We start from the raw sequence: 24,120 nt of genomic DNA on the forward strand, positions 1-24,120 counted from the left end.
GCTCCTCGGGTGAAGAAATTAGCCGGCGTCCCTCGATCGAGGCGACGCCAGCGGTGGCGTCCTTCTCAGGCCCGCCAGAACGGCTTCTCGGTCTCGAACACGATGTCGCTGCGGGACATGCCGATGTCGTGCAGGTCGCGCTCGGTCCACTGCGACAGCTCGCGGCGGCGCTCGTAGCGCTCCCACCAGACATGCAGCGTCTCGCCGACCTGGCTCAGCAGGCCCGATGCGTGATGATTTGGCGTATGATGATTTGTCATCGATTCATGGGTGAAAATGGACATCTGCGGCTCCTGTCGGTAACCTGTTGGCGGTAATATCGGGGCTATTCGGCCCGCTCACAAACGACACTTTGTACCGTTTCGCATGAATTAAAGTCATGTATTTGGAGACGCCCCAGAGATGACCAGCCGCCTGCCTTCGCTGAATGGCCTGAGGGCGTTCGAGGCCGCCGCGCGGCATATGAGCTTCACGCTGGCGGCGTCCGAACTGAACGTGACGCAGACCGCGATCAGCCATCAGATCCGGCGGCTTGAGGAGGAGCTCGGCGTCCGCCTGTTCGTCCGCCAAAACCGCTCGCTGAGCCTGACGCCGGAGGCTACCGAATACCTTCCCGGCGTCCGGGCCGCCTTCAACGATCTCAGGCTCGCCACCGACCGCCTGTTGCGCCGGGACGACGATCACGTGCTGACGGTCTCGACGCTGGCATCGCTTGCCGCCAAATGGCTACTGCCGCGGCTGTCGGCCTTCCAGGAGGCGCATTCCGGCATCGACGTTCGCATCACCACCTCGACCAGCCTGGTCGACTTCCAGCGCGACAAGGTCGACGCGGCGATCCGCTATGGCCGCGGCCAATGGGCGGGCTTGCGTGCGGACTGGCTGATGGCGGATGAGCTGTTTCCGGTATGCAGCCCGTCGCTGCTGCAGGGAACCAGACCGCTGAAATGCCCTGAAGACCTCAGGGACCACACGCTCCTGCACACCAGCAACGCCAACAGCGACGACTGGCGGCTGTGGCTGACCGCGGCGGGGCTGCCGACCGATATTTCCAAGCAGCCCGGCGTCACCTTCGACCTGCTGTTCGTGACGATCCAGGCCGCGATCGACGGCATCGGCATCGCGATGGGCCGCACCTCCTATGTGCAGGACGACATCGCCAAGGGTCGCCTCGTGGTTCCCTTCAAGATCGCGCTACCGGCCGACGCCGGCTTCTACCTGGTTTCGCCGCAGGGACGCGCCGATACGCCAAAGCTCTCCGCGTTCCGGAGCTGGCTCGGCACAACGGCGCACGCGGCGCCTTGATGCGCCGCACGCGCCGGCCGGAGCTTCGGTTCTGATTGGACCTGGGCCGAAGCGCCAGATCGTTGTTTTGACGAGGTTTCTTCGCGCGAACCAATATCCCCTTCGCTCGAAAGGCTCCCTGCGATTTCCACCTACGGCTTTTTTCCCATAGCCCCCCGCGTGATTCCGGGTTGGTCGCGCCGGACAGCCGTGCCAAATTGCCGCACATGGCAGTTAACTGCTTTGGCCGGCGAGACAATTTGCGCCGGCCGTTTTTGTCACGGGGAGGAAAGGGCGTTATGTCGCAGTCGAGTTCATCGCAAGTCCCGCAGATCAAATCGCGTCTTGGCGCCATCCTGCGCGCGACCAGCGGCAATTTCCTCGAGCAGTTCGACTTCTTCCTGTTCGGCTTCTATGCCCAGGCGATTGCGAAGGCCTTCTTCCCCTCCGAGAACGAGACCGCGGCGCTGCTCAACGCGTTCGGCGTGTTCTGGCTCGGCGCCCTGATGCGCCCGGTCGGCGCCGTCGTGCTCGGCGCGTATATCGACCGCATCGGCCGCCGCAAGGGCCTGATCGTGACGCTGTCGATCATGGCTATCGGCACCGTGGTGATCGCGCTCTGCCCGAGCTATTCGACCATCGGCATTGCGGCGCCGATCATCGTGCTGATCGCGCGCCTGCTGCAGGGCTTCTCCGCCGGCGTCGAGCTCGGCGGCGTCTCGGTCTATCTCGCGGAGATCGCCACGCCCGGCAATCGCGGCTTCTACACCTCGTTCCAGTCGGCGAGCCAGCAGGTCGCGATCTTCGTCGCCTCGATCCTCGGCTTCGTCCTCAGCGAGAGCATGCCGGCCGCGACCGTGGCCTCCTGGGGCTGGCGCATCCCGTTCTTCGTCGGCTGCCTGATCATCCCGGTGATCTTCTTCCTGCGCCGGACGCTGGAGGAGACCCCGGCGTTCCTCGCGATGAAGAAGCATCCGACCGCAAGCGAGGTGTTCGCCTCGGCGATCGCGAACTGGCGCATCGTCGTGCTCGGCATGATGATCGCGGTGCTGACCACCACCACCTTCTACTTCGTCACCGTCTATACGCCGACCTTCGGCAAGACCGTGCTGAAGCTCTCGACCCAGGATGCGCTGCTGGTGACGCTGCTGGTTGCGGTGACCAATTTCATATGGAATCCGGTCGGCGGCGCGGTGTCCGACCGGATCGGCCGCAAGCCGGTGCTGCTGGCGATCGCCGGCCTGTCCCTCATCACGGCCTATCCGGCGTTGCACTGGCTGGTGACCAATCCCTCGTTCGGCAAGATGCTGGCGGTCGAGATGATGTTCTCCTTCTATTTCGGCGTCTACAGCGGCACCATGCTGGGCTGCTTGGTCGAGATCGTGCCGGCGCATGTCCGCACCACCTGCTTCTCGCTGGCCTTTGCATTGGCGGCCGGGCTGTTCGGCACCTTCACGCCGTTCGCCTCGACCTGGCTGATCCAGCAGACCGGCGACAAGGCTTCGCCCGGCTACTGGCTGATGTGCGCCGCAGCTCTCGGCATCGTCGCCGCGCTGATCGTCTATCGTGGCGGCCAGACCATCGAGCAGCGCGAGACGGTTGCGGCCTGATATTCCACTTCGCGGCCGGGTGGGCTCGCTGGGCATGACTTCTCCGGAAAATCGCGACACGCTTTTCCGGATCATGCTCATGCGCCCGGCCGTGTTGCTTTCCATGCCAACAACGATAACAAGAGCGCATGGTTGATCTGACGCGCAGGTTCGACGTGCTGGTGATCGGCGGCGGCAACGCCGCGCTGTGCGCTGCGATCAGCGCACGGCGCGCCGGCGCTTCCGTCCTGGTGCTGGAAGGCGCCCCGAAATTCTATCGCGGCGGCAACACCCGCCACACCCGCAACATGCGCTGCGCCCATGACGCGGCGACCGAGATCCTCACCGGTCCCTACACCGAGGAGGAGTTCTGGAAGGATTTGCTGCTGGTGACCGGCGGCCAGACCGACGAGGAACTGGCCCGCTTCATGATCCACGAGTCCAAGGACATCCTGAACTGGATCGTCGAGCAGGGCGTGCGCTGGCAGCCGTCGCTCGGCGGCACGCTGAGCCTTGGCCGCACCAACTCGTTCTTCCTCGGCGGCGGCCGCGCGATGCTGAACGCGCTCTATCGCACCGCCGAGGAGCTCGGCGTCGACATCCTCTACGATGCCGAGGTCATCGATCTCACGGTCGAGGACGGCATGTTCCTTTCGGCGCAGCTGAAGCAGCCGGTCGGCGGCAAGACCGAGGTCCGCGCCTCGACCCTGGTTGCGGCCGCCGGCGGCTTCGAGGCCAACATCGAATGGCTGAAGGAATCCTGGGGCGATGCGGCCGACAATTTCCTGATCCGCGGCACGCCCTATAATCGCGGCGCGATCCTCAAGATGCTGCTCGCCAAGGGCGTGCAGGAGATCGGCGATCCGACGCAATGCCATGCCGTGGCGATCGACGCCCGCGCGCCGAAATTCGACGGCGGCATCATCACGCGTCACGATTCGGTCGTGTTCGGCATCGTCGTCAACAAGCATGCCGAGCGCTTCTACGACGAGGGCGAGGACATCTGGCCCAAGCGCTATGCGATCTGGGGCCGGCTGGTCGCCGCGCAGCCGGACCAGATCGCCTACATCATCTTCGACTCGACCGTGGTGACGAGCTTCATGCCGACGCTGTTTCCGCCGATCGCGGGTGCGACGATTGCCGAGCTCGCCGGCAAGCTCGAGCTCGACGCGGCCGCGCTGGAAAAGACCATCACCGAGTTCAACGCCGCGGTGCAGCCCGGCACCTTCGACCACACCATCCTCGACGACTGCGCTACCCAAGGCATCACGCCGCCGAAGACGCATTGGGCGCGCCGGATCGAGACGACGCCCTATCTCGCCTATCCGGTGCGGCCCGGCATCACCTTCACCTATCTCGGCACCCGCGTGAACAGGGAGGCGCGGATACTGATGAAGGACGGCAAGCCGTCCGCCAACATGTTCGCCGCCGGCGAGATCATGGCCGGCAACGTGCTCGGCAAGGGCTATGCCGCCGGCATCGGCATGACCATCGGCAGCGTGTTCGGCCGCGTCGCCGGCCGGGAAGCAGCCAAGAATGCGCGGAACTGAAGGCGGGACTGACGCGATGCACGGGACGAGTATCTTGCAGGAAGCCGACCGTCTGATGACGGTGTGCAATTCCTGCCGCTATTGCGAGGGCCTGTGCGCGGTGTTTCCCGCGATGGAGATGCGCCGCGCCTTCTCCGACGGCGATCTCAACTACCTCGCCAACCTCTGCCACGGCTGCGGCGCCTGCTACACCGACTGCCAGTTCTCGCCGCCGCACGAATTCAACGTCAATGTACCGAAGACGCTCGCGGTCGCGCGCGCCGAATCCTATGCCGCCTATGCCTGGCCGCGCGCCTTTGCCGGCGCGTTCGCGCGCAACGGCCTCGTCATCAGCCTGATCGCAGCGCTCAGCGTCGCCGCCTTTATCTTCGGCTTCGCCGCGGTCAATGATCGCGGCGTGCTCACCGGCATCCACACCGGTCCCGGCGCGTTCTACAAACTGATGCCGCACAATGCGATGGCGCTGCTGTTCGGCTTAGCCCTGCTCTACGCGATCCTGGCGCTGGTAATGGGCGTGCGCGCCTTCTGGCGCGACATCGGCGAGCCGGTCGGCATGACGACGGATGCGAAGGCGCTGTTGCAGGCGGTCCGCGACGCCGGCGAGCTGCGCTACCTCGACGGCGGCGGTGTCGGCTGCTTCAACGAGGACGACCAGCCGACCGACCGCCGCAAGCTGTATCACCACTTCACCTTCTATGGCTTCGCGCTGTGCTTCGCCGCGACCTGCGTCGGCACGCTGTATCACTACCTCCTGGCGCGCGAGGCACCCTATGCGTGGTGGGACCTGCCCGTCGTGCTCGGCACGCTCGGCGGCATTGGGCTCGTGGTCGGCCCGCTCGGCCTGCTCGGCGAGAAATGGAAGCGCGACCGCGTGCTGGTCGACGAGCAGCGCATGGGCATGGACACCGCGTTCATCCTGATGCTGTTCCTGACCAGCATCACCGGCCTCGCCTTGCTGCTGTGGCGCGAGACCGCCGCGATGGGCCCGCTGCTGGCGCTGCATCTGGGCGTGGTGTTCGCGCTGTTCATCACCATGCCCTACGGCAAATTCGTGCACGGTATCTACCGCTTTGTCGCGCTGGTGCGCTATGCGCGCGAACGGCAGATGATGGCGGAATGAATGGTGGTGGGTTAGCGCAGCGTAGCCCGGCTTACGAACTCATCTTGCATCGGGCTTTGTCGCCAGCGCACAGAACCACTCATTTGTCTCGACCAGCTGAGCCTGCGTGAAGCCGGCCGCTGCCAGCTTTTCCGTCACCCCTTCCTTGGGCTGTCCGGAGTAGCGCGTAAAGCCGAGTGCGATCCTGCCGCTCGGCTTCATCACGCGACGGACCTCACGTAGCCCGGCGACGGCATCCGGCCAGACCTGCATCGAGTTGATCGCCAGCGCCGCGTCGAAGCTATTCGCATCGAATGGCATGCGTTCCACGGAGCCAAGCCGAAGCTCGACACGACCATCCTCGATCGCGGCCGCGTTCCGGGCGCGAGCTTGCCCGACCATCTCCTGCGACGGATCAATGCCCGCGATGCGTCCGACCGGCACCAATGTCGACAGGCGATGAATGACGGCGCCCGGACCAAACCCGACTTCGAGCACGCTGTCATCAGGTCCTACCTCTAGGCGATCTGCGACCCACGCGCCGCAATCTGCATTGGTGCGCGCCATGATCATGCCGCCGAGCCTCCCCAGCAGGCCCCGGGGGCGGCCAAACGCACGCAAGAGGATGCTTTGCACGACGCTCACCGATTGCCATCTCCGGTGAACAGGATTTCGGGACGGTCGCGGCTACAAATCCACCACCACGTAGTCACTCTCCACCGCGACCTTGATGGTCTCGGCGACATACGGTCCCTTCACCACATTGGTGCCCGGCTCGACGCTGACCGGATAGGCGCGCACGCGGAAGCGGCGCGGGTCGCAATAGGACTGGCCAGTGCGGATGTCGAACTCCCAGCCGTGCCAGGGGCAGCGCAGGATCTCGCCGAGCTTGGTGTATTCGATTTCGCCGGGGTCCGACGACGACGCGAGCCCGATCAGCGGCCCCTCACACAGCGCCGCGCCCTGATGCGGGCAGCGGTTCAGCAGGCCGAAGAACTCGCCCTTGACGTTGAAGACCGCGATCGGCCGTCCGTCGATCTCGAGAAATTTTCGCGAACCCGGCGGCAGCTCGTCCACCGGGGCTATCACATGCCGCGCCATCAATCGTTCTCACGCATGATCTGATTCGAAAAACCGGTTCCCACTTTTTCGGATCATGCGATACCGTACAGCTGCTTGGCGTTGTCGAGATAGAACGCCTGGCGATTGGCATCGCTGACGCCGGCCGGCAGCACGCGCGACGGCTCGTCGTAATCCCAATGCGGGTAATCGGTCGCGAACAGCAGCCTGTCCCAGCCGATCCACTCGATGGTCTGGAACAGATGGTCGCGGCTCTCCGGATCCTCCATCGGCTGCGTCGTCCACCAGATGTGGTCGCGGATATACTCCGACGGCTTGCGCTTCAGATGCGGCACCTCGGCATGCAGCCGCGAAAACACCTTGTCGAGCCGCCAGGCCAGCGACGGCGCCCAACCGAAGCCGGCCTCGACCATCACCATCTTCAGTTTCGGGAAGCGCTCGAACACGCCCTCGAGCACGAGGCTCGCCAGCGCGGTCTGCTGGCACTGCGAATGCCCGACCATCTCCTCGATATAGTAGCTCGGCCACCCCGACGCGGTAATCGGGTTGCCGCCGAAGCCGAAGGCGTGCACACCGATCGGAAGGCCGGCTTCCTGTGCCGCCTCATAGATCGGCCAGTAACGGCGCTGGCCGAGCGGCTCGACATTGCGGCTGAGCAGCAGCACCTGGACGAAATTCGTGTCGCCCGCGCGCTTGCGGATTTCGGCGGCGGCCGACATGCCATCCTCATTGGCGACGACGACCGAGCCTTTCAGGCGGGAATCCTTGCTGGTCCATTTCTCGATCTGCCAGTCGTTGATTGCCGAACAGATCGCGCCGGCGAGATCCTGGTTGCGGATGCCCTGTCCGGTGTTGAGCGGGTTGAGCACGCCGAGCGCGACATTGTTGGGATCGAGGTGCTGCTTCTGCATGAAGGACAGCGACGAGCCCTGCGGGCCGCCTTCCGGCGGATAGGCATCGCGGCGCGACGCATTCGGCTGCGCCTTCGGATAGGGCGGGCCTCCCATCATGCCCTGATAGGCATGGACGCCGAAGGTCTCGAGATGCGCATGCCAGCGCTTTTCGAGATAAGGATACAATTCATCCTTGGTGGCGCGGGCCGGATGGATGTCGCAGTCGGCGATCGCGGTCTTGATGCTGGTCGGCGATGCGGTTTCGGGACGCTCGCGGAGCTGGATGTTCATGGCGTCTTCTCCTTCACCTTGAGCCGGCCATAGGTCGCATGCGGATTATCGATCATGATCTTGCGTACCAGATCCTGCGACAACCCGTGCGGCAGCACCTCGTCACCGTCGAACTGCCAATGCGGATAATCTGACGAGAATAGGATCAATTCGTCCGACTGCATATGGTCGAACAGGCGGTTCAGCGTGTCTCCGTCCGGCGGCGCATCGACCGGCTGCAGCGAGAAGCGGATGTTGCTGCGCACAATCTCCAGCGGCGCGCGGTCGACCCACGGGGTCTCCATGCGCACGCCGCGCCAGAACTTGTGCAGCCGCCACAGGAATGGCGGCAGCCAGGTGAAGCCGGACTCCAGCATCACCATTTTCAGGTTCGGATGGCGCGCGAACACGCCCTCGACGATCAGGCTGGTGAGCTGGGTCTGGAACGCCTGCGCCTGCGCAACATAATCCTCGATGTGATAGGAGCCCCAGCCGACCGAGGTCGGCGGATTGTGATAGGCGCTGCCGGCATGGATGCCGACCGGCAGGCCGAGCCGTTCCGCCGCGGCGTAGATCGGCCAGTAGTGCCGCTTGCCAAGCGGCATGTCGCCCATCACCAGCGTCAACACCTGCACGAAGCGCTTGTCCTGCGCACAGCGCTCGATCTCGGCGACCGCCTTTTCGATGCTCTGCACCGGGATCACGATCGAGCCGCGCAGGCGATCGTCCTTGTCGAGCCATTCCTTGACCAGCCAGTCGTTCAGCGCGCGGCAGAACGCATCGGCCATGTCCTCGGAGAACACCATCTGCACGCCGTAGAGCGGATTGCAGATGCCGTAGGCCGTGCCGAACTGGTCGAGCGCCTGGCGCTGCATGTCCGCAAGGCTTGAGCCCGGCTTGCCTTGCGCTGGACGCCAGTCCGGCCGCGACGAGATCGGCGAATTGGTCGGATAGGATTGCGAGATCAGGTCGGTCATGCCGCGCGTCGTCACCTGGTCGCGCCAGTAGTCGTTCATGTACGGCAGCAGGCTGGTGAGGTGAGGCACGGCGGGATGCAGATCGCAATCCACGCCGCCCGCGATCGGCGACGTCATGATGTTTCCTCCGCGCACGCTCTCACGACAAGCTTGTCGGGCGGCGCCTGGTTCTTGTCTTGCATTCAATCAGGCCATGCCGCGGCCTGCAACTCGGCAAACGGCTGCGTGGTGTGCTAGGAGGGCAGGACGCCCCACGGGATTTTCATGGCAAGCAACGAGAAAGAAGGCCGTGAACGCGCTCACATCCATCGCCGAACAGGTCGCCGCAAAACTGATCGCGAACAAGCAGACGATTGCGGTCGCGGAATCCTCAACCGGCGGACTGATCTCCGCATCGCTGCTCGCGGTTCCCGGCGCGTCGGCCTATTTCCTCGGCGGCGGCGTGATCTACACCCGCGACGCGCGGCGCGCGCTGATGGACATTCCCGACGACGCCATGCGTGGGCTCCGCTCGGCGTCGGAACCTTACGCGCAATTGCTGGCGCGGCAGATCCGCGAGCGCCTCGCGACCGACTGGGGATTGTCGGAGACCGGTGCCGCCGGCCCGACCGGCAACCGCTACGGCGATGCCGCCGGCCACAGCTGCATGGCGGTCGCAGGCCCCCACCAGCAGGTGATCACGCTGGAGACCGCGAGCGGCGACCGGCAGGCGAACATGCAGGCATTTGCGAAGGCGGCGCTGGAGCTGTTGTTGAAGAATCTGGAACGGTAATTTTTCCCTGTCGTCCCGGGCAAGCGACTTGTCTCACCGAAGCTCGAAGAGCGGAGGCGGAAGCGCGACCCGGGACCCATAATCACCGATGGCAATTGACGATGGTCCGCTGGAGCCACAGCCTGCTTCAACAACTCGATCCTGTGGTTATGGGTCCTTGGTTTCGCAGGGACGACTTGGGGAAAGAGCCTGCAATCTAACGAGGACTGCGTAGCCCGGATGAAGCGAAGCGCAATCCGGGACGACTTCATCCGCTGAGCGACTGTTCCCGGATTTCGCTGCGCTTCATCCGGGCTACAAGAGCAGCGCGCGGCTCACTTTTCGCGGAACGAGCGCATGAACTGGTCGCTCATCGGCTTCATCAGATAGGACAGCATGGTGCGGTCGCCGGTCTGGACGAAGGCTTCCACCGGCATGCCCGGGATGATCTTCACCTCGCTGCCGAGGCGCGCCACTTCTTCCGGCGGCATCGAGACGCGGATGGTGTAATAGCTCTGCCCGGTGCGCTGGTCGGTGGTGACGTCGGCGGAGACGCGGGTGACGACGCCGTTCAGCTCCGGCGTGGTGCGCTGGTTGAAGGCGGAGAGCCGCAGCACTGTCTTCTGTCCGACCTGCAGCTTGTCGATGTCCTGCGGATTGACCTTGGCCTCGACCGACAGATCGTCGGCCTTCGGCACGATCATCATGATGGCATCGCCCGCGGTAATGACGCCGCCGACGGTGTGCACGGTCGATTGCAGCACGACGCCGTCCTGCGGCGCGCGGATGTCGATGCGGCGAAGCTGATCCTCGGCGGTGACCTTGCGCTCGACGAACTCGCCGATCTTGTCGTTGGTCTCGCGCAGGTCCTTCGAGACCTCTGCCAGCATGTCCTTGTCGACCTGGATGATCTGCAGCTCGGTCTCGGTGATCTTGCCCTTGGCCTGCGCGCGCGAGGCGATGTACTGCGCGCGCTCGCCGGAGAGCCGCGCCGCGTCGCGCTCGAGCGTGGTCAGGCGGGTCAGCTGCACCAGATGCTGCTCATAGAGCTGGCGGACGCCGACCAGCTCCTGCTGCACCAGCGCGATCTCCTTGTCCTTGGCGCTCTCCTGCGCCTGCAGGCCGGAGATCTCCTCGTTGAGCTGGGTGACGCGCTCGCGCAGCTGCGCCTTCTGGCCGGTGCGGCCGTTGACGCGGACCTCGAACAGCTTGGTTTCGCTCGCCATGATGTCGCGAACGTCCGGCTCCTTGGCCTGCTCGAGCAGCTGCGGCGGGAAGGCGATCTTGTCGCGGCCCTGCTGCTCGGCCTCGAGCCGGGCCGCGCGCGCATAAAGACCGTTCAGCGTCTTGACCACGATCGCAAGGCTGGCCTTCACGACGGTCTCGTCGAGGCGCACGACGATGTCGCCCGCCTTGACCACGTCGCCGTCGCGCACCCGCACCTCGCCGACCACGCCGCCGGTCGGATGCTGCACCTTCTTGACGTTGGATTCGACCACCACCGAGCCCGGCGCGATCAGCGCACCCGAGATCGGCACCGTTGCGGCCCAGCCGCCGACGCCCCCGCCGAGAACCAGAACCACGGCGAGGCCGACGATCAGATGCTTGCGGATCGAGCGATGTGCGTTGCGCGGTTGATCGGTCATGACTTTGCGGCTCCCGCATCCGCGACGATCTTGATCGGCGTCGGCACCGGCGGCGCGGCACGCTGCAGCACCTGCGCGAGCACAGCCTCCTTCGGCCCGAAGGTCTGCATGCGGCCGTCCTTCAGCACCAGCAGATGGTCGACGCCCTCGATGCCGATCGGCCGGTGCGCAACCACGATGACGACCGCGCCGCGCTCGCGGGCGCCGCGCACCGCGCGGGTCAGCGCCTCGTCGCCTTCGCTGTCGAGATTGGAGTTCGGCTCATCCAGCACGATCAGGAACGGGTTGCCGTACAGCGCCCGCGCCAGCGCCACGCGCTGCGCCTGGCCCGCGGAGAGCGCGGTGCCCTGCTCGCCGACCTGGGTGTCGTAGCCCTCGCGCATCTTGATGATCATCTCATGCACGCCGGCCTCCTTGGCCGCCGCGATGATGCCGTCGGACTTGGCGTCGGGATCGAACCGGCAGATGTTCTGGGCGACCGTACCGGCAAACAGTTCGACGTCCTGCGGCAAATAGCCGACGTGGCGCCCCAGTTGGTCGGACGACCATTGGTCGAGCGCGGCGCCGTCGAGCCGTACCTTGCCCCGCGCCGGCATCCAGACGCCGACCAGCGCCCGGATCAGCGACGACTTGCCGGAGCCGCTCGGGCCGATCACGCCGACGCCGCTGCCGGCTTCGACGGCGAAGGTGATGTCCTGCACGATGGCGCGCTGGTCGCCCGGCGCGACCATGGTCACGGCCTCGACCGAAAGCTTCTTCTCCGGCGCCTGCAACAGCGTCTGCTCGGGCCGCGCCGGAATTTGCTGCAGCAGGCGGTTGAGCCGCTGCCAGCTCTGCCGCGCGGCGACGAAGCCCTTCCAATGCGCGATCGCGAGATCGACCGGCGCCAGTGCCCGCGCGCTCAGGATCGAGCCGGCGATGATGATGCCGCCGGTGGCCTCCTGATGGATCACGAGATAGGCGCCGACCGCGAGCACGGCGGACTGCAGCATCATGCGCAGCACCTTGGCGACCGCGCCGAGCCCGCCGGTGACGTCGCTCGCACGCTGGTTGCCGGACAGATATTCCTCGTTGGCCTCGTTCCAGCGCCTGTTCATGCGGCCGGCCATGCCCATCGCCACCAGCACCTCGGCGTTGCGGCGGCTGGAGGCGGCAAGATCGTTGCGCCGCGCCGCGAGCGTCATCGCTTCCTTGGCCGGCGTGCGCGACAAGTATTCGGTGATCAGCGTCAGCGTCACCAGGATGACGGCGCCGATCAGCGCCGTGACGCCAAGCAGCCAATGGAAGGCAAAGCAGATCACCATGTAGAACGGCAGCCAGGGCAGATCGAAGAACGCGCCGGGACCCATGCTGCCGAGGAAGGAGCGCACATTGTCGAGGTCGCGCAGCGGCTGCAGGCCTTCGCTGCGATTGCCGGCCATCAGCGGCAGCCGAACGACGGTGTCGAACACCCGCGCATTGAGCGCTTCGTCGAGCGAGGTGCCGACGCGGCCGAGGATCCGTCCGCGCAGCAGGTCGAGCACGCCCTGAGCCATGTAGAGGACCGCGGCGATGACCACGAGGCCGACCAGGGTCGGAACGCTGCGGCTCGGCAGCACCCGGTCGTAGACTTGCAGCATGAACATCGAACCTGTCAGGTAGAGCAGGTTGATCATGCAACTGATGAGGCCGACGCCGATAAAGGCGCTGCGGCAAGCGCGCAGCGCCTCAGCCAGTTCGGAACGCCGGACAGCGGGCGCGGCTGCCATAAAAACTGATCTCTGCAAAACAAAAGAGTTACGTGATCACCACGTTGTATAGACGTTTGCGACCACCGTCCATTTTAAGTCGCGTGAACCAAAGCATGGTTCGCGGCCTCATTTTGTGATCGCACCGACAGTTGACGGAATAAATCAGGGTTAACCGGCGGCGGAACCCTGGCCTCGCGCGGGCGCGCTTCCCGGAAGCGGCACGAGAATGACCGACATCGAGACCCGGCCGATCTCGCCATCCACATCGAGCAACACCCCACTGCCGACGCCGAGCCCGGCCTCCGGGCGCCAGCGCGCATCGGCGCGAACGCCGATCCAGGCGCCTCGCGGTGGCCTGAACAGCTGCACCGCGAGGTTCGGATTGGGGTCGGCCACCACGTTCTGGACGGGCCGCGCGATGCCGTGGGTCCAGTCAGCCGGGCCGAGCACCCGCGCCAGCGGACCGGCGCCCGCCATGACGGCGTGATGCAAGCGAAACCAGGCGGTATCGCCGCCGGCACGGGCTTCCATCGCATCCATGAACCAGCTGCGGCCATGGACCGCGTGTGGGCTGCGCAACGGAAACACCGTGGGATCCACCGGATCGGCTGCGCTCCCGTAAAATCCCGGGACCTCGACGGCACGCTCGCGCGACAGCGTCACGCGCACCGTCGCGCAGGGTCGCTCCTCACCGGCCGGCCAGAGCGTGTTGTCGACGACGCTGACCCGGCCGCCTTCGGTCACCACGGTAACGTGCGTGCGCAGTTCCGCCATTGGCGTCGGCCGCAGGAACCAGGCCGTCGCCGAGATCGCGGTGCCCCAATTGCGCGCACCGGCCATGGCCTCGACCTCGCCGGTCAGCAGGCTTGCGACCGCCCCGCCCTGAAGGCCGGTGAACGGCCCGGCCGCCAGCGCCGCGGGCTTCCAGTGATGGGGCGTGGCGAGCGGTTCGAAGATGGCCAAGGCGAATGGTCCCTTGAGATGAACAGGATTGAGCGTTCAGCCAATCTCATCCAAGAATAGCGGCCATGACAAAAGGCCATTCATCACTTCAGGTGAGCAAGATTCACCCATTGGATGCCCCCGATCCGCGGGTGATCCCGCCGCTGCCGGCGCTGCTCGCCTTCGAGCGCGCGGCCACCCAACTCAGCTTCCGGCGCGCCGCGCGAGACCTGTCGCTGAGCCCGTCGGCGATCAGCCACCAGATCCGCGGGCTGGAAGAGCAGTTCGGCACCAAACTGTTCGTCCGCGGCGCGCGCCAGGTGCGGTTGACCGACGACGGCGAGCGCTACCTTGCAAAAGTGTCGGCCGCGCTGGCGACGCTGCAGGAGGCGAGCCGTGACATGCTGCGGCGACGCGGTGAGGCCGGCAGCGAGCTCTGGATCAGCTCATTGCCGTTCTTCACCAGTGCCGTGCTGCTGCCGGCGCTGCCGGATTTCAAGCGGCGCCATCCGCAACTGACGCTGCGGATCGAGGCCACCCACCAATATGCCGACTTCAACGGATCACGCGTCGATGTCGCGATCCGTTACGGGCGGGAACATGCCACCGGGGTGAAAGTCGAGCCGCTGGTACAGGTCAAAGGATTGCCGGTCTGTACGCCGGCGCTGGTCAAGGCAGGTCTTCGGACCCCAGCGGACCTGTCGCGCGAGGTGCTGATCCATGTCACGACGCAGCCGCGGGCGTGGCCGGCCTGGCTGAGGGAGGCCGGGCTGCCGAATCTCGCTCCGCGCGGACATCTGTGGCTCGACAGCGTGCCGGCGATGCTGGAGGCCGCCGAACACGGACTCGGCGTCGCGATTGCGATCGCGCCGCTGATCAAGGCGCGGCCGGGCTTCGGCAAGCGGCTCGTGGCGCCGTTTGCGTTCGAGGCGGCGCACAGCGAGACGATCTACCTGGTCTCCCGGACCGAGCAGGCGCGGGACCGCCGCATCGCGGCGGTGCGGCGCTGGATCACGGACGCCGTCGCGCGGGCGAGCTAGGCCGTGGCGGGCGCCGGCTCGGCCAGGATGCACCGTGCCAAACGGCCGGGAGCGACCTGCACGACCGGCGGCAAGCGCTCGCTGCAGCGCGGCTCGGCGAACTTGCAACGCGGTGCAAAGGAGCAACTGGCCGGCGCATGATCGAGCGAGGGCGGGGTGCCCGGAATGGTTTCCAGCCGCTGGCCGCGCATCGCGCCGTGAATGGTCGAGGCCAGCAGGCCCTTGGCATAGGGATGCACCGGTGAGCGCACGATATCGCGCAAGGCGCCCTGCTCCACGATCTGGCCGGCATACATCACCGCAACGCGGTCGCAGATCTCGATCGCGACACCAATGTCGTGGGTGACGAAGATGACCGACATGCCGAACTCGCGCTGCAGCTCGCGCAGCAGCAGCAGGATCTGAATCTGGACGGTGGCATCGAGCGCCGTGGTCGGCTCGTCGGCAAGCAGGATCTTCGGCTTGCAAGCCAGCGCCAGCGCGATCATCGCACGCTGGCGCATCCCGCCCGACATTTCGTGCGGATAGGAGTCCAGCCGCCGCTTCGCGGAGGGGATCCGCACCACCTCGAGCATTTCGAGCGCGCGGGCCGTGGCCTCGCGCTCGCTCTTACCCTCGTGGCGCATCACCGTCTCCGCGATCTGGCGGCCGATGGTGTAGACCGGATCGAGCGCCAGCGCCGGCTCCTGGAAGATCATCGAGACGGTCTGGCCGCGAAATCCGGACAGCGCCTCATCGTCCATCGCCAGCACCTCTTGTCCCAGCACCTTGACGCTGCCGGAGATCTGCGTGCGTTTCTTCGGCAACAGCCGCATCAACGCGCGCAGCGTCACGCTCTTGCCCGAGCCGGACTCGCCGAGCAGCCCCAACACCTCGCCCTCGCCGAGCTGCAGGCTGAGATCGTTCACGGCATGGACCGTGCGATCGCCGGTGAAGCGGATATTGAGGTTGTTGATCTCGACGAGGTTGGTCATGCGAGCTTGGGCACCCTGGCGTGGAAATCAGTGGCACGCTGGAACGCGGCGCCGATCCGGAGCAGAACCGCTTCCTCGAAGGAGCGACCAATCAGCTGCATGCCGACCGGCAGACCCGTCTTGGTGAAGCCGGAGGGAATCGAGAGCGATGGCAGACCGAGATAGTTGACCGGGCGGGTGAAGCGCGTCAGGCGCTGCAGCACCGCGTCGGCGCCCGGACCATTGCCGACATCGCTCTCCGCGATCGTCGGCGCCGGCACCGGCGATGACGGCGCGATCACCGCATCGACCCCGTTGACCGCCGCGTTATGCGCGGCGAGCGCGGGGCCGCGCCAGCGCATCGCCTCGAGATAGGTGACCGCCGGAATGGTCAGGCCGTTCTGCAGCCGCATCAGGACCTGCGCACCGTAATCCTGCGGCCGCTCGATCATCCAGCGCTTGTGGAAGGCGGCAGCCTCGACCGCGAGCACCAGTTGCGATGCCGAGGAGAGCTGGCGCTGATCGGGCAGCTCGACCTTGACGATCTCGGCGCCCTCTTTCTTCAAGGTGGTGATAGTCTCGTCGAGGATACGCGCCACCTCAGGGTCGAGGTCGTCGACATAGAACGCCGTCGGGACGCCGATCTTCAGGCCCTTCAGCGACTGTTTGGTCGCGGCCATATAGTCCGGGACAAGCTGCGTCGACGCCGTCAGATCCTCGGGGTCGGCGCCGGCCATCAGGCCGAGCAGCAGCGCGCAGTCCTCCGCGGTCTGCGCCAGCGGACCGACGGTATCGAGCGACTGCGACAGCGGCATCGCACCGGCGCGGCTGACGCGGCCGACCGTCGTCTTCAGGCCGGTGACGCCACAGAAATGCGCCGGCATGCGCACCGAGCCGCCGGTGTCGGAGCCGAGCGCGGCGAAGGTGAGCCGCGCGGCGACCGCCGAGCCCGAGCCCGACGACGAGCCGCCGGTGATGTGCTCGGTGTTCCAGGGATTGCGCACCGCGCCGTAATGCACGTTGTGGCCGGTCGGCCCATAGGCGAACTCGACCATTTGCAACGAGCCGAGGCGGACCTGTCCGGCATCCTTCAGCCGCTGCAGGGCGGTCGAGGTCGTCTTCGGCACGAAGTCGCGGCGAATCAGCGAGCCGCAGGTCACGACCTTACCAGCGTCATAATACATGTCCTTGTGCGCCAGCGGCACGCCGTGCAGCGCGCCGCGACTATTGCCCCTGGCGAGCGCGGCATCGGCCTCGGTGGCGGCGGCCAGCGCCTGCTCGGATTCGACCGCCATATAGGCGTTGAGGCGTGGCTGCCATTCCGCAACGCGATGCAGCACGGCGCGCGTCACCTCATGCGAGGAAACTTTCTTGTCGGCAATCGCCTTGGCGACCGCGGTCAGCGTCATCAGGGCCGGATCAGAGCTCATTTAGACACCTTCTCGATCTTCTGCGCGATCTGCGCCAGCAGGAAGCTCGCGGGTTCGAGATCGAAGGGCAGCGTACCGGAGATCGGTGCAAAGCCGTCGAATGCCGGCCCGATCGAATTGGCGATCCGGGTGGCGACTTCGTCGTCGGCGGGCACGTCAGCGACGTGCGCGATCACCTTGACATCCTTGGGAGTAGGTCTGGTCATGCCGCGTTTTCTCCTTTTGCTTTTGCCGGCGCGCGGCTGTGCCCCGAGCCAGGAATGGCCATGTAGCACGCCGCTTGATGGCCCATTGTATCGAGATCGCTGAGTTTTGGCGTGTCGTTTGCGCAGAGCGGCTCCGCAAACGGACAACGGGTGTGAAACCGGCAGCCCGATGGCGGATCGATCGGATTGGGCGGATCGCCCGAGATCGGCGGCACCTCGGTGCGCCTGTCGGGATCGGATGACGGCATCGCCGCCAGCAGTGCGCGGGTATAGGGATGCGCCGGCGCGTCCCAGACCGCATCGACCGGGCCGAGTTCGACGACCTCGCCGAGATACATCACCAGCACGCGGTCGGAGATGTAGCGGACGACGTTGAGATCGTGGCTGATGAACAGATAGGTCAGGCCGAATTCGCGTTTCAGGTCGGCGAGCAGATTGAGCACCTGCGCCTCGACCGATTTGTCGAGCGCGGACACCGCTTCATCGAGGATCACGAGCCGCGGCGACAGCGCGAGCGCACGCGCGATATTGACGCGCTGACGCTGGCCGCCGGACACCTCGTGCGGATAGCGGTTGGCGAAAATCTCCGGCCGCAAGCCGACCTTACCGAGCAATTCGCGCGCCAGCGTCCGCGCCGTGTCGTCGGCCATGCCGTGGACCTTTGGCCCGAAGGCGATCGATTCCTCGATGGTGAGGCGCGGGTTGAGCGAGGCGTAGCTGTCCTGGAACACCATCTGCACGCCGCGCCGCAAATCGCGCAGCGAGAGCGACGGGCCGACCTGCCTTCCGTCATAGATGATATCGCCGGCATCGCGTGCCATCAGGTGCATCAACAGCCGCGCGGTGGTCGATTTGCCGCAGCCGGATTCGCCGACAATGCCGACGGTCTCGCCCTTCATGACCGCGAAGGTGACGTCGTCGACGGCGCGCACGGTCTTGCGCGGACTGAACAGGCCGCCGCGCACCGGGAAGTGCTTGGTCAGTCCCTTGACCTGCAGCAGCGGCTGCGCGGCGCCGCCGATGTCGGCGACCGGCTCCAGCATATCGACGGTGAGATTGGCGTCGCTCATGCTCTAATTCCTGATGTCCATGGCGCTGCGCATGCCGTCGCTCAGCAGATTGAAGCAGATCGAGACCGCGAAGATCATCGCGCCCGGCAGCGCCGCGACCCACGGATTGACGTAGATCGCAGTACGCAGCGTGTTCAGCATCAAGCCCCACTCCGGCTCCGGCGGCTTGGTGCCGAGCCCGAGGAACGACAGACCGGCGGCGAGGATCATCGACACCGAGATCAGGCCAGTGGCGTAGACGAAGATCGGGCCGAGCACATTGCCGAGCATGTGGACGCGCATGATGGTGAAGGGCCCGGCGCCGGACGCGCGCGCCGCCTCGACGAAATCCATGTTGCGCACGCCGGTGGTGACGCTTTCGGCGACGCGGGTGATCTGCGGCACGAACACGATGGTCAGCGACACGATCGAATTGGTGATGCCGGCGCCGAGCGCTCCCGAGATCGCGATCGCCAGCAGCACCGACGGGAAGGCGTAGAACACGTCGACCGTGCGCATGATCGCGGTGTTGAGCTTGCCGCCGACATAGCCGGCGACGAGGCCGAGCGAGGTGCCGATCACGAAGGCGAAGATCACCGGCAGAATGCCGATGACCAGCGACAGCCGTCCGCCATAGATCAGCCGCGCCAGCATGTCGCGGCCGAGCTCGTCGGTGCCGAGCGGATAGCCCGGCGTGCCGATATGGCGGAGACGGCGGATCATCGAGCCCTGATAGGGATCGGCAAGATGCAGCCATGGTGCCAGCAGCGCCGAGGCAAAGATCAGCACCAGGATGATGGCGCAAGCCATGCTGACCTTGTCGCGCCTGATGCGGCGGCCAACCGTCGCCCAATAGCCACGCGCCTTGGTCGCGGGGACGGCCTGCAATGCGGTATCCAACATCGCACTCATGGCTAGCTCCGCTTGATGCGCGGATCGATCGCGGCCTGCGCGATGTCGACCAGGAGGTTGAGCAGCACGAAGAACAGCGCCAGCACCAGGATCGTGCCCTGCAGCAGCGGCAGATCGCGCTGGAAGATCGCCGAGTTCAACAGCAGGCCCGAACCCGGCCAGGAGAACACGGTCTCGATCAGGATCGAGCCGCCCAGCATGTAGCCGAGCTGCAGGCCCATCACCGCGAGCGCGGTCGGCGCCGCATTCTTGATGACGTGGCGAAACACCTCGGTCTCGCGCAGGCCCTTTGCGCGCAGCGCCTCCACGAAATCCTGGCTCAGGATGTCGCCGGTCAGCGCGCGCACCGTACGGGTGACGATGCCCATCGGGATCACCGAGGTGGTGATCGCCGGCAGCACCAGATAACGCAGATGCTCCCAGTCCCACGCCCAGGCGCCGGAGCCGCCGGGACCTGCGCCGACCGCGGGCAGCCAGTTGAGCTGCACCGAGAAGATGATGACCAGCACCATGCCGAGCCAGTAATGCGGCAGCGACACGCCGGCTATCGCAACCGAGGTCGCGACCTTGTCGACCCAGGTGTCGCGGAAATAGCCGGCGATCAGGCCGAACAGCAGGCCGAGCGTAAAGCCGATCATCGCGGCCGCGATCGCCAGCATCACGGTGTTGCCGACGGCGCGCATCACCTCGGTCAGGACGGGCCGCCCGGTCGCGATCGAATTGCCGAGATCGCCGTGGATCGCGCGCCACAGCCACAGACCGAATTGCACGGGCAATGGGCGATCGAAGCCGTAGGCCGTGCGCAATTGCGCGGCGAGCTCCTGCGAGGCATCGGCCGGCAGCACCGCGACCAGGGGGTCGCCGGGCGTGATGTGCACCAAGAGGAAGCACACCAGCGCCACGCTGAGCACGATCGGAATGACGTAGACAATCCGTCTGGACGTATAGGCGAACACGTTGCGTTCTTTCTTCCTTCTCACCTTGTGGGAGAAGGTGGCGCGCCGAGCGCGCCGGATGAGGGGTTTCTATCCGCGGACAAAGTCATTTCAGATCGGAGAGGAGCGCCCGCGGAGACAACCCCTCACCCGGCTTCGCTTTCGCGAAGCCACCCTCTCCCACAAGGGGAGAGGGTACACCTATTGCGCGGCTAGCGCCTCACGGCGCGACCGTGACCGGCGAGAAGTCGACGAACCAGCTCTTCGGCTGCACAAATCCCTTGATCTTCGGGCTCATCGCGCGCGGTGCGACGTCGTGGGCGACATAGAGGAAGGCCGCGTCGTCGACCGAGGCCGCATGCAGCTCGGCCAGCGCGGCGTCGCGCGCCGCCGGCTCGAAGGTCTGGCGGGCCTTCTTCACCAGCTCGTCGAACTTCGGGTTGTTGTTGAAGCCCCAATTGTTCGACACCGGCGGCGCCATGCCCGACTGCAGGAAGCGCACCAGCGCGAAGAACGGATCCATCGCCGCATAGGTGACGTTGATGGCGTTCGAGCCGTTGGCGGTCGGATCCTTGGTGCCGCGCCGCCAATTGGTGAACAGCGTGTTCCACTCGATGACGTCGAGCTGCACATCGAAGTAGCATTCGGCCAACGCCTGTTGCAGATACTCGTTCATCGGCAGCGGCAGCATCTGGCCCGAGCCCGATGCCGAGGTCTGGATCTTGACCGTCAGCTTCTTGTTCGGACCGAAGCCGGCCTCCTGCATCAGCTTCTGCGCGGCCGGCTTGTCATACTTGATCTGGAAGGTCGGGTTGCCGCGCCAGGGATGACCGGGCTCGAACGTGCCGGTCGCCGGCACCATCAGGCCGGCAAGCAGGCCGTCACGCAGCCCTTCGCGATCGATGCAGAGATTGGCCGCCTTGCGGACGCGGATGTCATTCCACGGCGAGCCCTCGACGCGCGAGAACTGCCACGGCCAGACATGCGGTTCCTCGTTGGAATAGAGGTTGAAGCCACGCTGCTTGATCTCGGGCAGCGCGTCCGGCGCCGGCGCCTCGATCCAGTTGACCTGCCCCGACAGCAGCGCCGCGGTGCGGGCATTGGCCTCCGGCATCGGCAACAGCACCATCTTGTCAGCCTTCGGCACCCGTGCCTTGTCCCAGTAGTTCTCGTTCTTCACCAGCTCGAGCCGTTCGCGCGGGGTGAAGCTCGACATCTTCCAAGGGCCGGTGCCCGCCGCGTCCTTGGCGAACGCGGCCCACGCGGCCTGCGACTTCGCCTTGGCGTCGGCGCCTTCGGCCTTGTCGTAGAATTTCTGCCACTTGGCCGGGCTCGCCATGAACAAATTGGTGAGGTTGATCGGCAGGAAGCTGTCCGGCTCCTTGGTGGTCAGCTCCACCGTCATGTCGTCGATCTTGCGCGCCGAGACCAGCGTCGGCATGCGCGAGGCGGTGACGCCGACCTGGCTCGCATCGTATTGCGGCGCGTCCTGCTTCAAGACCTTGTCGACGTTCCAGACCACGGCGTCGGCATTGAACGGCGAGCCGTCATGAAAGGTGACGCCGGAGCGCAGCTTGAAAATCCACTTGGTCTTGTCGGCATCGTCGACCTTCCACTCGGTCGCAAGGCCGGGGATCATCGCGCTCGCCTTGTCCGACGACGACAGGTCCCACATCGTCAGCGCGTCATACATCGTAAGCCCAGTGAAGCGATTGCCCTCAAAGCCCTGGTCGGGCTGACCGAGCGTGCGCGGAATATCGGCAGCGGTCATGCCAATGCGCAGCACAGTCTCGGCGCTGGCGATCGCCGGCACGCCTGTGGCTATCGCAAGCGCCAGCATGATCGCCGTCGCATTGGTTTTCCTGTTACGCATCTGAGCAGCCCCTTCGAGTCTGGTGACGTTTTGGTGATTATTTCTTGGGCAAGCGTATGCAATGCCTGTGCCAAGGGGAATAGTTCATCAGCAAATAACCGCCGGGCGCGTCATTTCTTCCCACCTCGGGCCTGAACGAAGCGAAGATGCCTATTCTGGCATCATGCTTGCAGGATTTGGCTCCAACGTCTTTCCAACGGAGCCTTCATATGCGTGCGCGCAATTCGATCCTGATGGCGGCAATGGCGCTTGCCTTGACCGCGGGCTGGCCGGCCATGTCGGCGCAAGCCGAGTCCATTGTGCGCTACGGCATTTCGATGGCCGACATTCCGCTGACCACCGGCCAGCCCGATCGCGGCGCGGGCGCCTATCAGTTCACCGCCTACACGATCTACGATCCGCTGGTTGCCTGGGAGATGGATGTTGCCGACCGGCCGGGCAAGCTGGTGCCCGGGCTTGCGACCGAATGGAAGGTCGACGACAACGACAAGACCAAATGGCGCTTCACGCTGCGCAAGGGCGTCAAATTCCACGACGGCAGCGACTTCAATGCCGACGCGGTGATCTGGAATCTCGACAAGGTGCTGAACGACAAGGCACCGCAGTTCGACAAGCGGCAGAGCGCGCAGGTCAAGACCCGCCTGCCTTCGGTTGCGAGCTACGCCAAGGTCGACGATTTCACCATCGAGATCACCACCAAGACGGTCGACTCCTTCTTCCCCTATCAGATGCTCTGGTTCCTGGTCTCGAGCCCCGCGCAATATGAAAAGCTCGGCAAGGACTGGGACAAGTTCGCCAGTCAGCCCTCCGGCACCGGTCCGTTCAAGTTGACCAAGCTGGTGCCGCGCGAGCTCGCCGAACTGACGAAGAACCCGGACTATTGGGACAAGAAGCGGCTTGCGAAGGTCGACAAGATGATCCTGATTCCGATGCCGGAGGCGCTGACCCGCACCAACGCGCTGCTGGCCGGCCAGGTCGACCTGATCGAAACGCCCGCGCCCGACGCCGTGCCGCAGCTCAAGGCCGCCGGCATGAGGATCGTCGACAACGTGACACCGCATGTCTGGAACTATCACTTGAGCGTGCTGCCGGGCTCGCCATGGACCGACATCCGCCTGCGCAAGGCGCTCAACCTCGCGATCGACCGCGACGCGGTGGTTGGCCTGATGAACGGCCTCGCCAAGCCCGCCAAGGGCCAGGTCGATCCGTCGAGCCCGTGGTTCGGCAAGCCGACCTTTGAACTGAAATACGACCTCGCGGCCGCGAAGAAGCTGGTGGAGGAAGCCGGCTATTCGAAGGACAAGCCGCTGAAGACGACTTTCATCATCGCCCAGGGCGGCACCGGGCAGATGTTGTCGCTGCCGATGAACGAGTTCCTGCAGCAGAGCTTCAAGGAGATCGGCATCGACATCGACTTCAAGGTGGTCGAGCTCGAGACATTATATACGCACTGGCGCAAGGGCGCAGCCGACGAGATGAATGCCGGCATCACCGCCAACAACATCGCCTATGTCACGTCGGATCCGCTCTACGCCATCGTGCGGTTCTTCCACTCCGGCCAGGTCGCGCCGGTGGGCGTCAACTGGGGCGGCTACAAGAACCCGAAGGTCGATGCGCTGATCGACGAGGCCAAGCAGACCTTCGATTCCGCCAAACAGGATGCGCTGCTGGCGCAGGCGCACGCGCTGATCGTCGACGATGCCGCGCTGGTGTGGGTGGTGCACGACACCAATCCGCACGCGCTGTCGCCGAAGGTGAAGACCTTCGTGCAGGCGCAGCACTGGTTCCAGGATCTGACCCAGATCGGGCTGGAATAGACATTCCATCGTCGTCCCGGCCTAGGTGGTGTGGACTCTAAGGATTCCCTTTTGAGAGCAAATCAGATTCAAGGCTTCTTTTTGGGAGGCGGCCTTG

22 protein-coding genes are annotated in these 24,120 nt (G+C 65.4%); 7 read left to right on the top strand and 15 right to left on the bottom strand.

The genetic code is table 11. From position 1 onward, the window contains the following. Positions 1-65 precede the first annotated feature (65 nt). Positions 66-284 carry a DUF1127 domain-containing protein gene (locus Q2M23_RS25875; protein WP_316397497.1) on the bottom strand — a complete coding sequence of 73 codons (219 nt, stop codon included), beginning with the start codon at positions 282-284 and terminating at the stop codon, positions 66-68. A gap of 118 nt (positions 285-402) precedes the next feature. Here Q2M23_RS25875 and Q2M23_RS25880 point away from each other — a divergent pair, with 118 nt between their 5' ends. From Q2M23_RS25880 to tcuB, 4 genes are all read left to right on the top strand, one after another. Then, positions 403-1,302, top strand: coding sequence for a transcriptional regulator GcvA (locus tag Q2M23_RS25880; protein WP_057020076.1), 900 nt, complete (start codon positions 403-405; stop codon positions 1,300-1,302). Positions 1,303-1,580: 278 nt separating this feature from the next. Beyond that, the gene (locus tag Q2M23_RS25885; protein WP_076832572.1) at positions 1,581-2,891 is read left to right on the top strand and encodes an MFS transporter; all 1,311 of its coding nucleotides are present in this window, start codon (positions 1,581-1,583) and stop codon (positions 2,889-2,891) included. Between the two features lie 128 nt (positions 2,892-3,019). Continuing rightward, the gene (tcuA, locus tag Q2M23_RS25890) at positions 3,020-4,420 is read left to right on the top strand and encodes an FAD-dependent tricarballylate dehydrogenase TcuA (protein ID WP_410469765.1); all 1,401 of its coding nucleotides are present in this window, start codon (positions 3,020-3,022) and stop codon (positions 4,418-4,420) included. Positions 4,421-4,436: 16 nt separating this feature from the next. Then, a complete protein-coding gene (gene tcuB / locus Q2M23_RS25895) occupies positions 4,437-5,540 on the top strand; it encodes a tricarballylate utilization 4Fe-4S protein TcuB (RefSeq protein WP_316397500.1) in 1,104 nt (367 codons plus the stop codon). Positions 5,541-5,579: 39 nt separating this feature from the next. Here the strand turns inward: tcuB and Q2M23_RS25900 are convergent, their stop codons facing one another. From Q2M23_RS25900 to Q2M23_RS25915, 4 genes are read right to left on the bottom strand one after another with little or no spacing between them, the layout of a single operon-like run. Next, positions 5,580-6,164: a class I SAM-dependent methyltransferase gene (locus Q2M23_RS25900; protein ID WP_210263000.1), complete on the bottom strand. Its 585-nt coding sequence runs from the start codon at positions 6,162-6,164 to the stop codon at positions 5,580-5,582. 42 nt (positions 6,165-6,206) lie between these two features. Further along, positions 6,207-6,620 carry a Rieske (2Fe-2S) protein gene (locus Q2M23_RS25905; protein ID WP_016846808.1) on the bottom strand — a complete coding sequence of 138 codons (414 nt, stop codon included), beginning with the start codon at positions 6,618-6,620 and terminating at the stop codon, positions 6,207-6,209. A gap of 53 nt (positions 6,621-6,673) precedes the next feature. Continuing rightward, positions 6,674-7,783 carry an amidohydrolase family protein gene (locus Q2M23_RS25910; RefSeq protein ID WP_253625130.1) on the bottom strand — a complete coding sequence of 370 codons (1,110 nt, stop codon included), beginning with the start codon at positions 7,781-7,783 and terminating at the stop codon, positions 6,674-6,676. Next, positions 7,780-8,856 (bottom strand): amidohydrolase family protein, encoded by a 1,077-nt coding sequence (locus Q2M23_RS25915; protein WP_316397504.1) that lies wholly within the window; start codon positions 8,854-8,856, stop codon positions 7,780-7,782. Before Q2M23_RS25915 ends, Q2M23_RS25910 begins: the two co-directional genes overlap by 4 nt. 172 nt (positions 8,857-9,028) lie before the next feature. Here Q2M23_RS25915 and Q2M23_RS25920 point away from each other — a divergent pair, with 172 nt between their 5' ends. After that, on the top strand, positions 9,029-9,511 hold the full coding sequence (locus Q2M23_RS25920; RefSeq protein WP_253604962.1) for a CinA family protein: 483 nt from the start codon (positions 9,029-9,031) through the stop codon (positions 9,509-9,511). A 314-nt stretch (positions 9,512-9,825) separates the two neighbouring features. Here Q2M23_RS25920 and Q2M23_RS25925 read toward each other — a convergent pair whose 3' ends face one another. From Q2M23_RS25925 to Q2M23_RS25935, 3 genes are all read right to left on the bottom strand, one after another. Then, positions 9,826-11,136: an HlyD family type I secretion periplasmic adaptor subunit gene (locus tag Q2M23_RS25925; RefSeq protein ID WP_057020081.1), complete on the bottom strand. Its 1,311-nt coding sequence runs from the start codon at positions 11,134-11,136 to the stop codon at positions 9,826-9,828. Next, positions 11,133-12,884 (bottom strand): type I secretion system permease/ATPase, encoded by a 1,752-nt coding sequence (locus Q2M23_RS25930; protein ID WP_253625132.1) that lies wholly within the window; start codon positions 12,882-12,884, stop codon positions 11,133-11,135. Before Q2M23_RS25930 ends, Q2M23_RS25925 begins: the two co-directional genes overlap by 4 nt. Before the next feature lie 150 nt (positions 12,885-13,034). Beyond that, positions 13,035-13,829, bottom strand: a complete 795-nt coding sequence (locus tag Q2M23_RS25935) for an acyl-CoA thioesterase domain-containing protein (RefSeq protein WP_316397506.1) — start codon at positions 13,827-13,829, stop codon at positions 13,035-13,037. 110 nt (positions 13,830-13,939) lie between these two features. On the opposite strand from Q2M23_RS25935, the gene Q2M23_RS25940 reads away from it, so the two are divergent. Continuing rightward, positions 13,940-14,848, top strand: coding sequence for a LysR substrate-binding domain-containing protein (locus Q2M23_RS25940; protein ID WP_316397508.1), 909 nt, complete (start codon positions 13,940-13,942; stop codon positions 14,846-14,848). Here Q2M23_RS25940 and Q2M23_RS25945 read toward each other — a convergent pair. The 7 genes from Q2M23_RS25945 to Q2M23_RS25975 all read right to left on the bottom strand — a co-directional run bounded on the left by Q2M23_RS25945 (position 14,845) and on the right by Q2M23_RS25975 (position 22,206). Further along, a complete protein-coding gene (locus tag Q2M23_RS25945) occupies positions 14,845-15,822 on the bottom strand; it encodes an ABC transporter ATP-binding protein (protein ID WP_076832598.1) in 978 nt (325 codons plus the stop codon). The genes Q2M23_RS25940 and Q2M23_RS25945 overlap by 4 nt on opposite strands. Further along, entirely contained in the window at positions 15,819-17,231 is a 1,413-nt protein-coding gene (locus tag Q2M23_RS25950; protein ID WP_316397509.1) for an amidase, read from the bottom strand. The genes Q2M23_RS25945 and Q2M23_RS25950 overlap by 4 nt, the downstream gene beginning before the upstream one ends. Further along, entirely contained in the window at positions 17,228-17,437 is a 210-nt protein-coding gene (locus Q2M23_RS25955) for a hypothetical protein (RefSeq protein ID WP_076832604.1), read from the bottom strand. The genes Q2M23_RS25950 and Q2M23_RS25955 overlap by 4 nt, the downstream gene beginning before the upstream one ends. Continuing rightward, positions 17,434-18,507, bottom strand: coding sequence for an oligopeptide/dipeptide ABC transporter ATP-binding protein (locus Q2M23_RS25960; protein WP_316397510.1), 1,074 nt, complete (start codon positions 18,505-18,507; stop codon positions 17,434-17,436). The genes Q2M23_RS25955 and Q2M23_RS25960 overlap by 4 nt, the downstream gene beginning before the upstream one ends. Positions 18,508-18,510: 3 nt before the next feature. After that, positions 18,511-19,398: an ABC transporter permease gene (locus Q2M23_RS25965; protein ID WP_156436506.1), complete on the bottom strand. Its 888-nt coding sequence runs from the start codon at positions 19,396-19,398 to the stop codon at positions 18,511-18,513. A gap of 2 nt (positions 19,399-19,400) precedes the next feature. After that, the gene (locus Q2M23_RS25970) at positions 19,401-20,354 is read right to left on the bottom strand and encodes an ABC transporter permease (protein WP_050382524.1); all 954 of its coding nucleotides are present in this window, start codon (positions 20,352-20,354) and stop codon (positions 19,401-19,403) included. A 199-nt stretch (positions 20,355-20,553) separates the two neighbouring features. Continuing rightward, complete coding sequence (locus Q2M23_RS25975) at positions 20,554-22,206, bottom strand: ABC transporter substrate-binding protein (protein ID WP_410469766.1); 1,653 nt, start codon at positions 22,204-22,206, stop codon at positions 20,554-20,556. Between the two features lie 209 nt (positions 22,207-22,415). On the opposite strand from Q2M23_RS25975, the gene Q2M23_RS25980 reads away from it, so the two are divergent. Continuing rightward, a complete protein-coding gene (locus Q2M23_RS25980) occupies positions 22,416-24,023 on the top strand; it encodes an ABC transporter substrate-binding protein (protein ID WP_057020088.1) in 1,608 nt (535 codons plus the stop codon). Positions 24,024-24,120 lie beyond the last annotated feature (97 nt).

The sequence above is a fragment of the Bradyrhizobium sp. 33ap4 genome (assembly GCF_032654765.1).
In the GTDB taxonomy this organism is placed as follows: Bacteria; Pseudomonadota; Alphaproteobacteria; order Rhizobiales; family Xanthobacteraceae; genus Bradyrhizobium; species Bradyrhizobium australafricanum.

What these genes read in the sequence shown, in the direction of transcription:
- Q2M23_RS25875 (WP_316397497.1), bottom strand. Translation starts at nt 284, where the DNA reads ATGTCCATTTTCACCCATGAATCGATGACAAATCATCATACGCCAAAT.
- Q2M23_RS25880 (WP_057020076.1), top strand. Translation starts at nt 403, where the DNA reads ATGACCAGCCGCCTGCCTTCGCTGAATGGCCTGAGGGCGTTCGAGGCC.
- Q2M23_RS25885 (WP_076832572.1), top strand. Translation starts at nt 1,581, where the DNA reads ATGTCGCAGTCGAGTTCATCGCAAGTCCCGCAGATCAAATCGCGTCTT.
- tcuA (WP_410469765.1), top strand. Translation starts at nt 3,020, where the DNA reads ATGGTTGATCTGACGCGCAGGTTCGACGTGCTGGTGATCGGCGGCGGC.
- tcuB (WP_316397500.1), top strand. Translation starts at nt 4,437, where the DNA reads ATGCACGGGACGAGTATCTTGCAGGAAGCCGACCGTCTGATGACGGTG.
- Q2M23_RS25905 (WP_016846808.1), bottom strand. Translation starts at nt 6,620, where the DNA reads ATGGCGCGGCATGTGATAGCCCCGGTGGACGAGCTGCCGCCGGGTTCG.
- Q2M23_RS25910 (WP_253625130.1), bottom strand. Translation starts at nt 7,783, where the DNA reads ATGAACATCCAGCTCCGCGAGCGTCCCGAAACCGCATCGCCGACCAGC.
- Q2M23_RS25915 (WP_316397504.1), bottom strand. Translation starts at nt 8,856, where the DNA reads ATGACGTCGCCGATCGCGGGCGGCGTGGATTGCGATCTGCATCCCGCC.
- Q2M23_RS25925 (WP_057020081.1), bottom strand. Translation starts at nt 11,136, where the DNA reads ATGACCGATCAACCGCGCAACGCACATCGCTCGATCCGCAAGCATCTG.
- Q2M23_RS25930 (WP_253625132.1), bottom strand. Translation starts at nt 12,884, where the DNA reads ATGGCAGCCGCGCCCGCTGTCCGGCGTTCCGAACTGGCTGAGGCGCTG.
- Q2M23_RS25945 (WP_076832598.1), bottom strand. Translation starts at nt 15,822, where the DNA reads ATGACCAACCTCGTCGAGATCAACAACCTCAATATCCGCTTCACCGGC.
- Q2M23_RS25950 (WP_316397509.1), bottom strand. Translation starts at nt 17,231, where the DNA reads ATGAGCTCTGATCCGGCCCTGATGACGCTGACCGCGGTCGCCAAGGCG.
- Q2M23_RS25955 (WP_076832604.1), bottom strand. Translation starts at nt 17,437, where the DNA reads ATGACCAGACCTACTCCCAAGGATGTCAAGGTGATCGCGCACGTCGCT.
- Q2M23_RS25960 (WP_316397510.1), bottom strand. Translation starts at nt 18,507, where the DNA reads ATGAGCGACGCCAATCTCACCGTCGATATGCTGGAGCCGGTCGCCGAC.
- Q2M23_RS25965 (WP_156436506.1), bottom strand. Translation starts at nt 19,398, where the DNA reads ATGAGTGCGATGTTGGATACCGCATTGCAGGCCGTCCCCGCGACCAAG.
- Q2M23_RS25975 (WP_410469766.1), bottom strand. Translation starts at nt 22,206, where the DNA reads ATGCGTAACAGGAAAACCAATGCGACGGCGATCATGCTGGCGCTTGCG.
- Q2M23_RS25980 (WP_057020088.1), top strand. Translation starts at nt 22,416, where the DNA reads ATGCGTGCGCGCAATTCGATCCTGATGGCGGCAATGGCGCTTGCCTTG.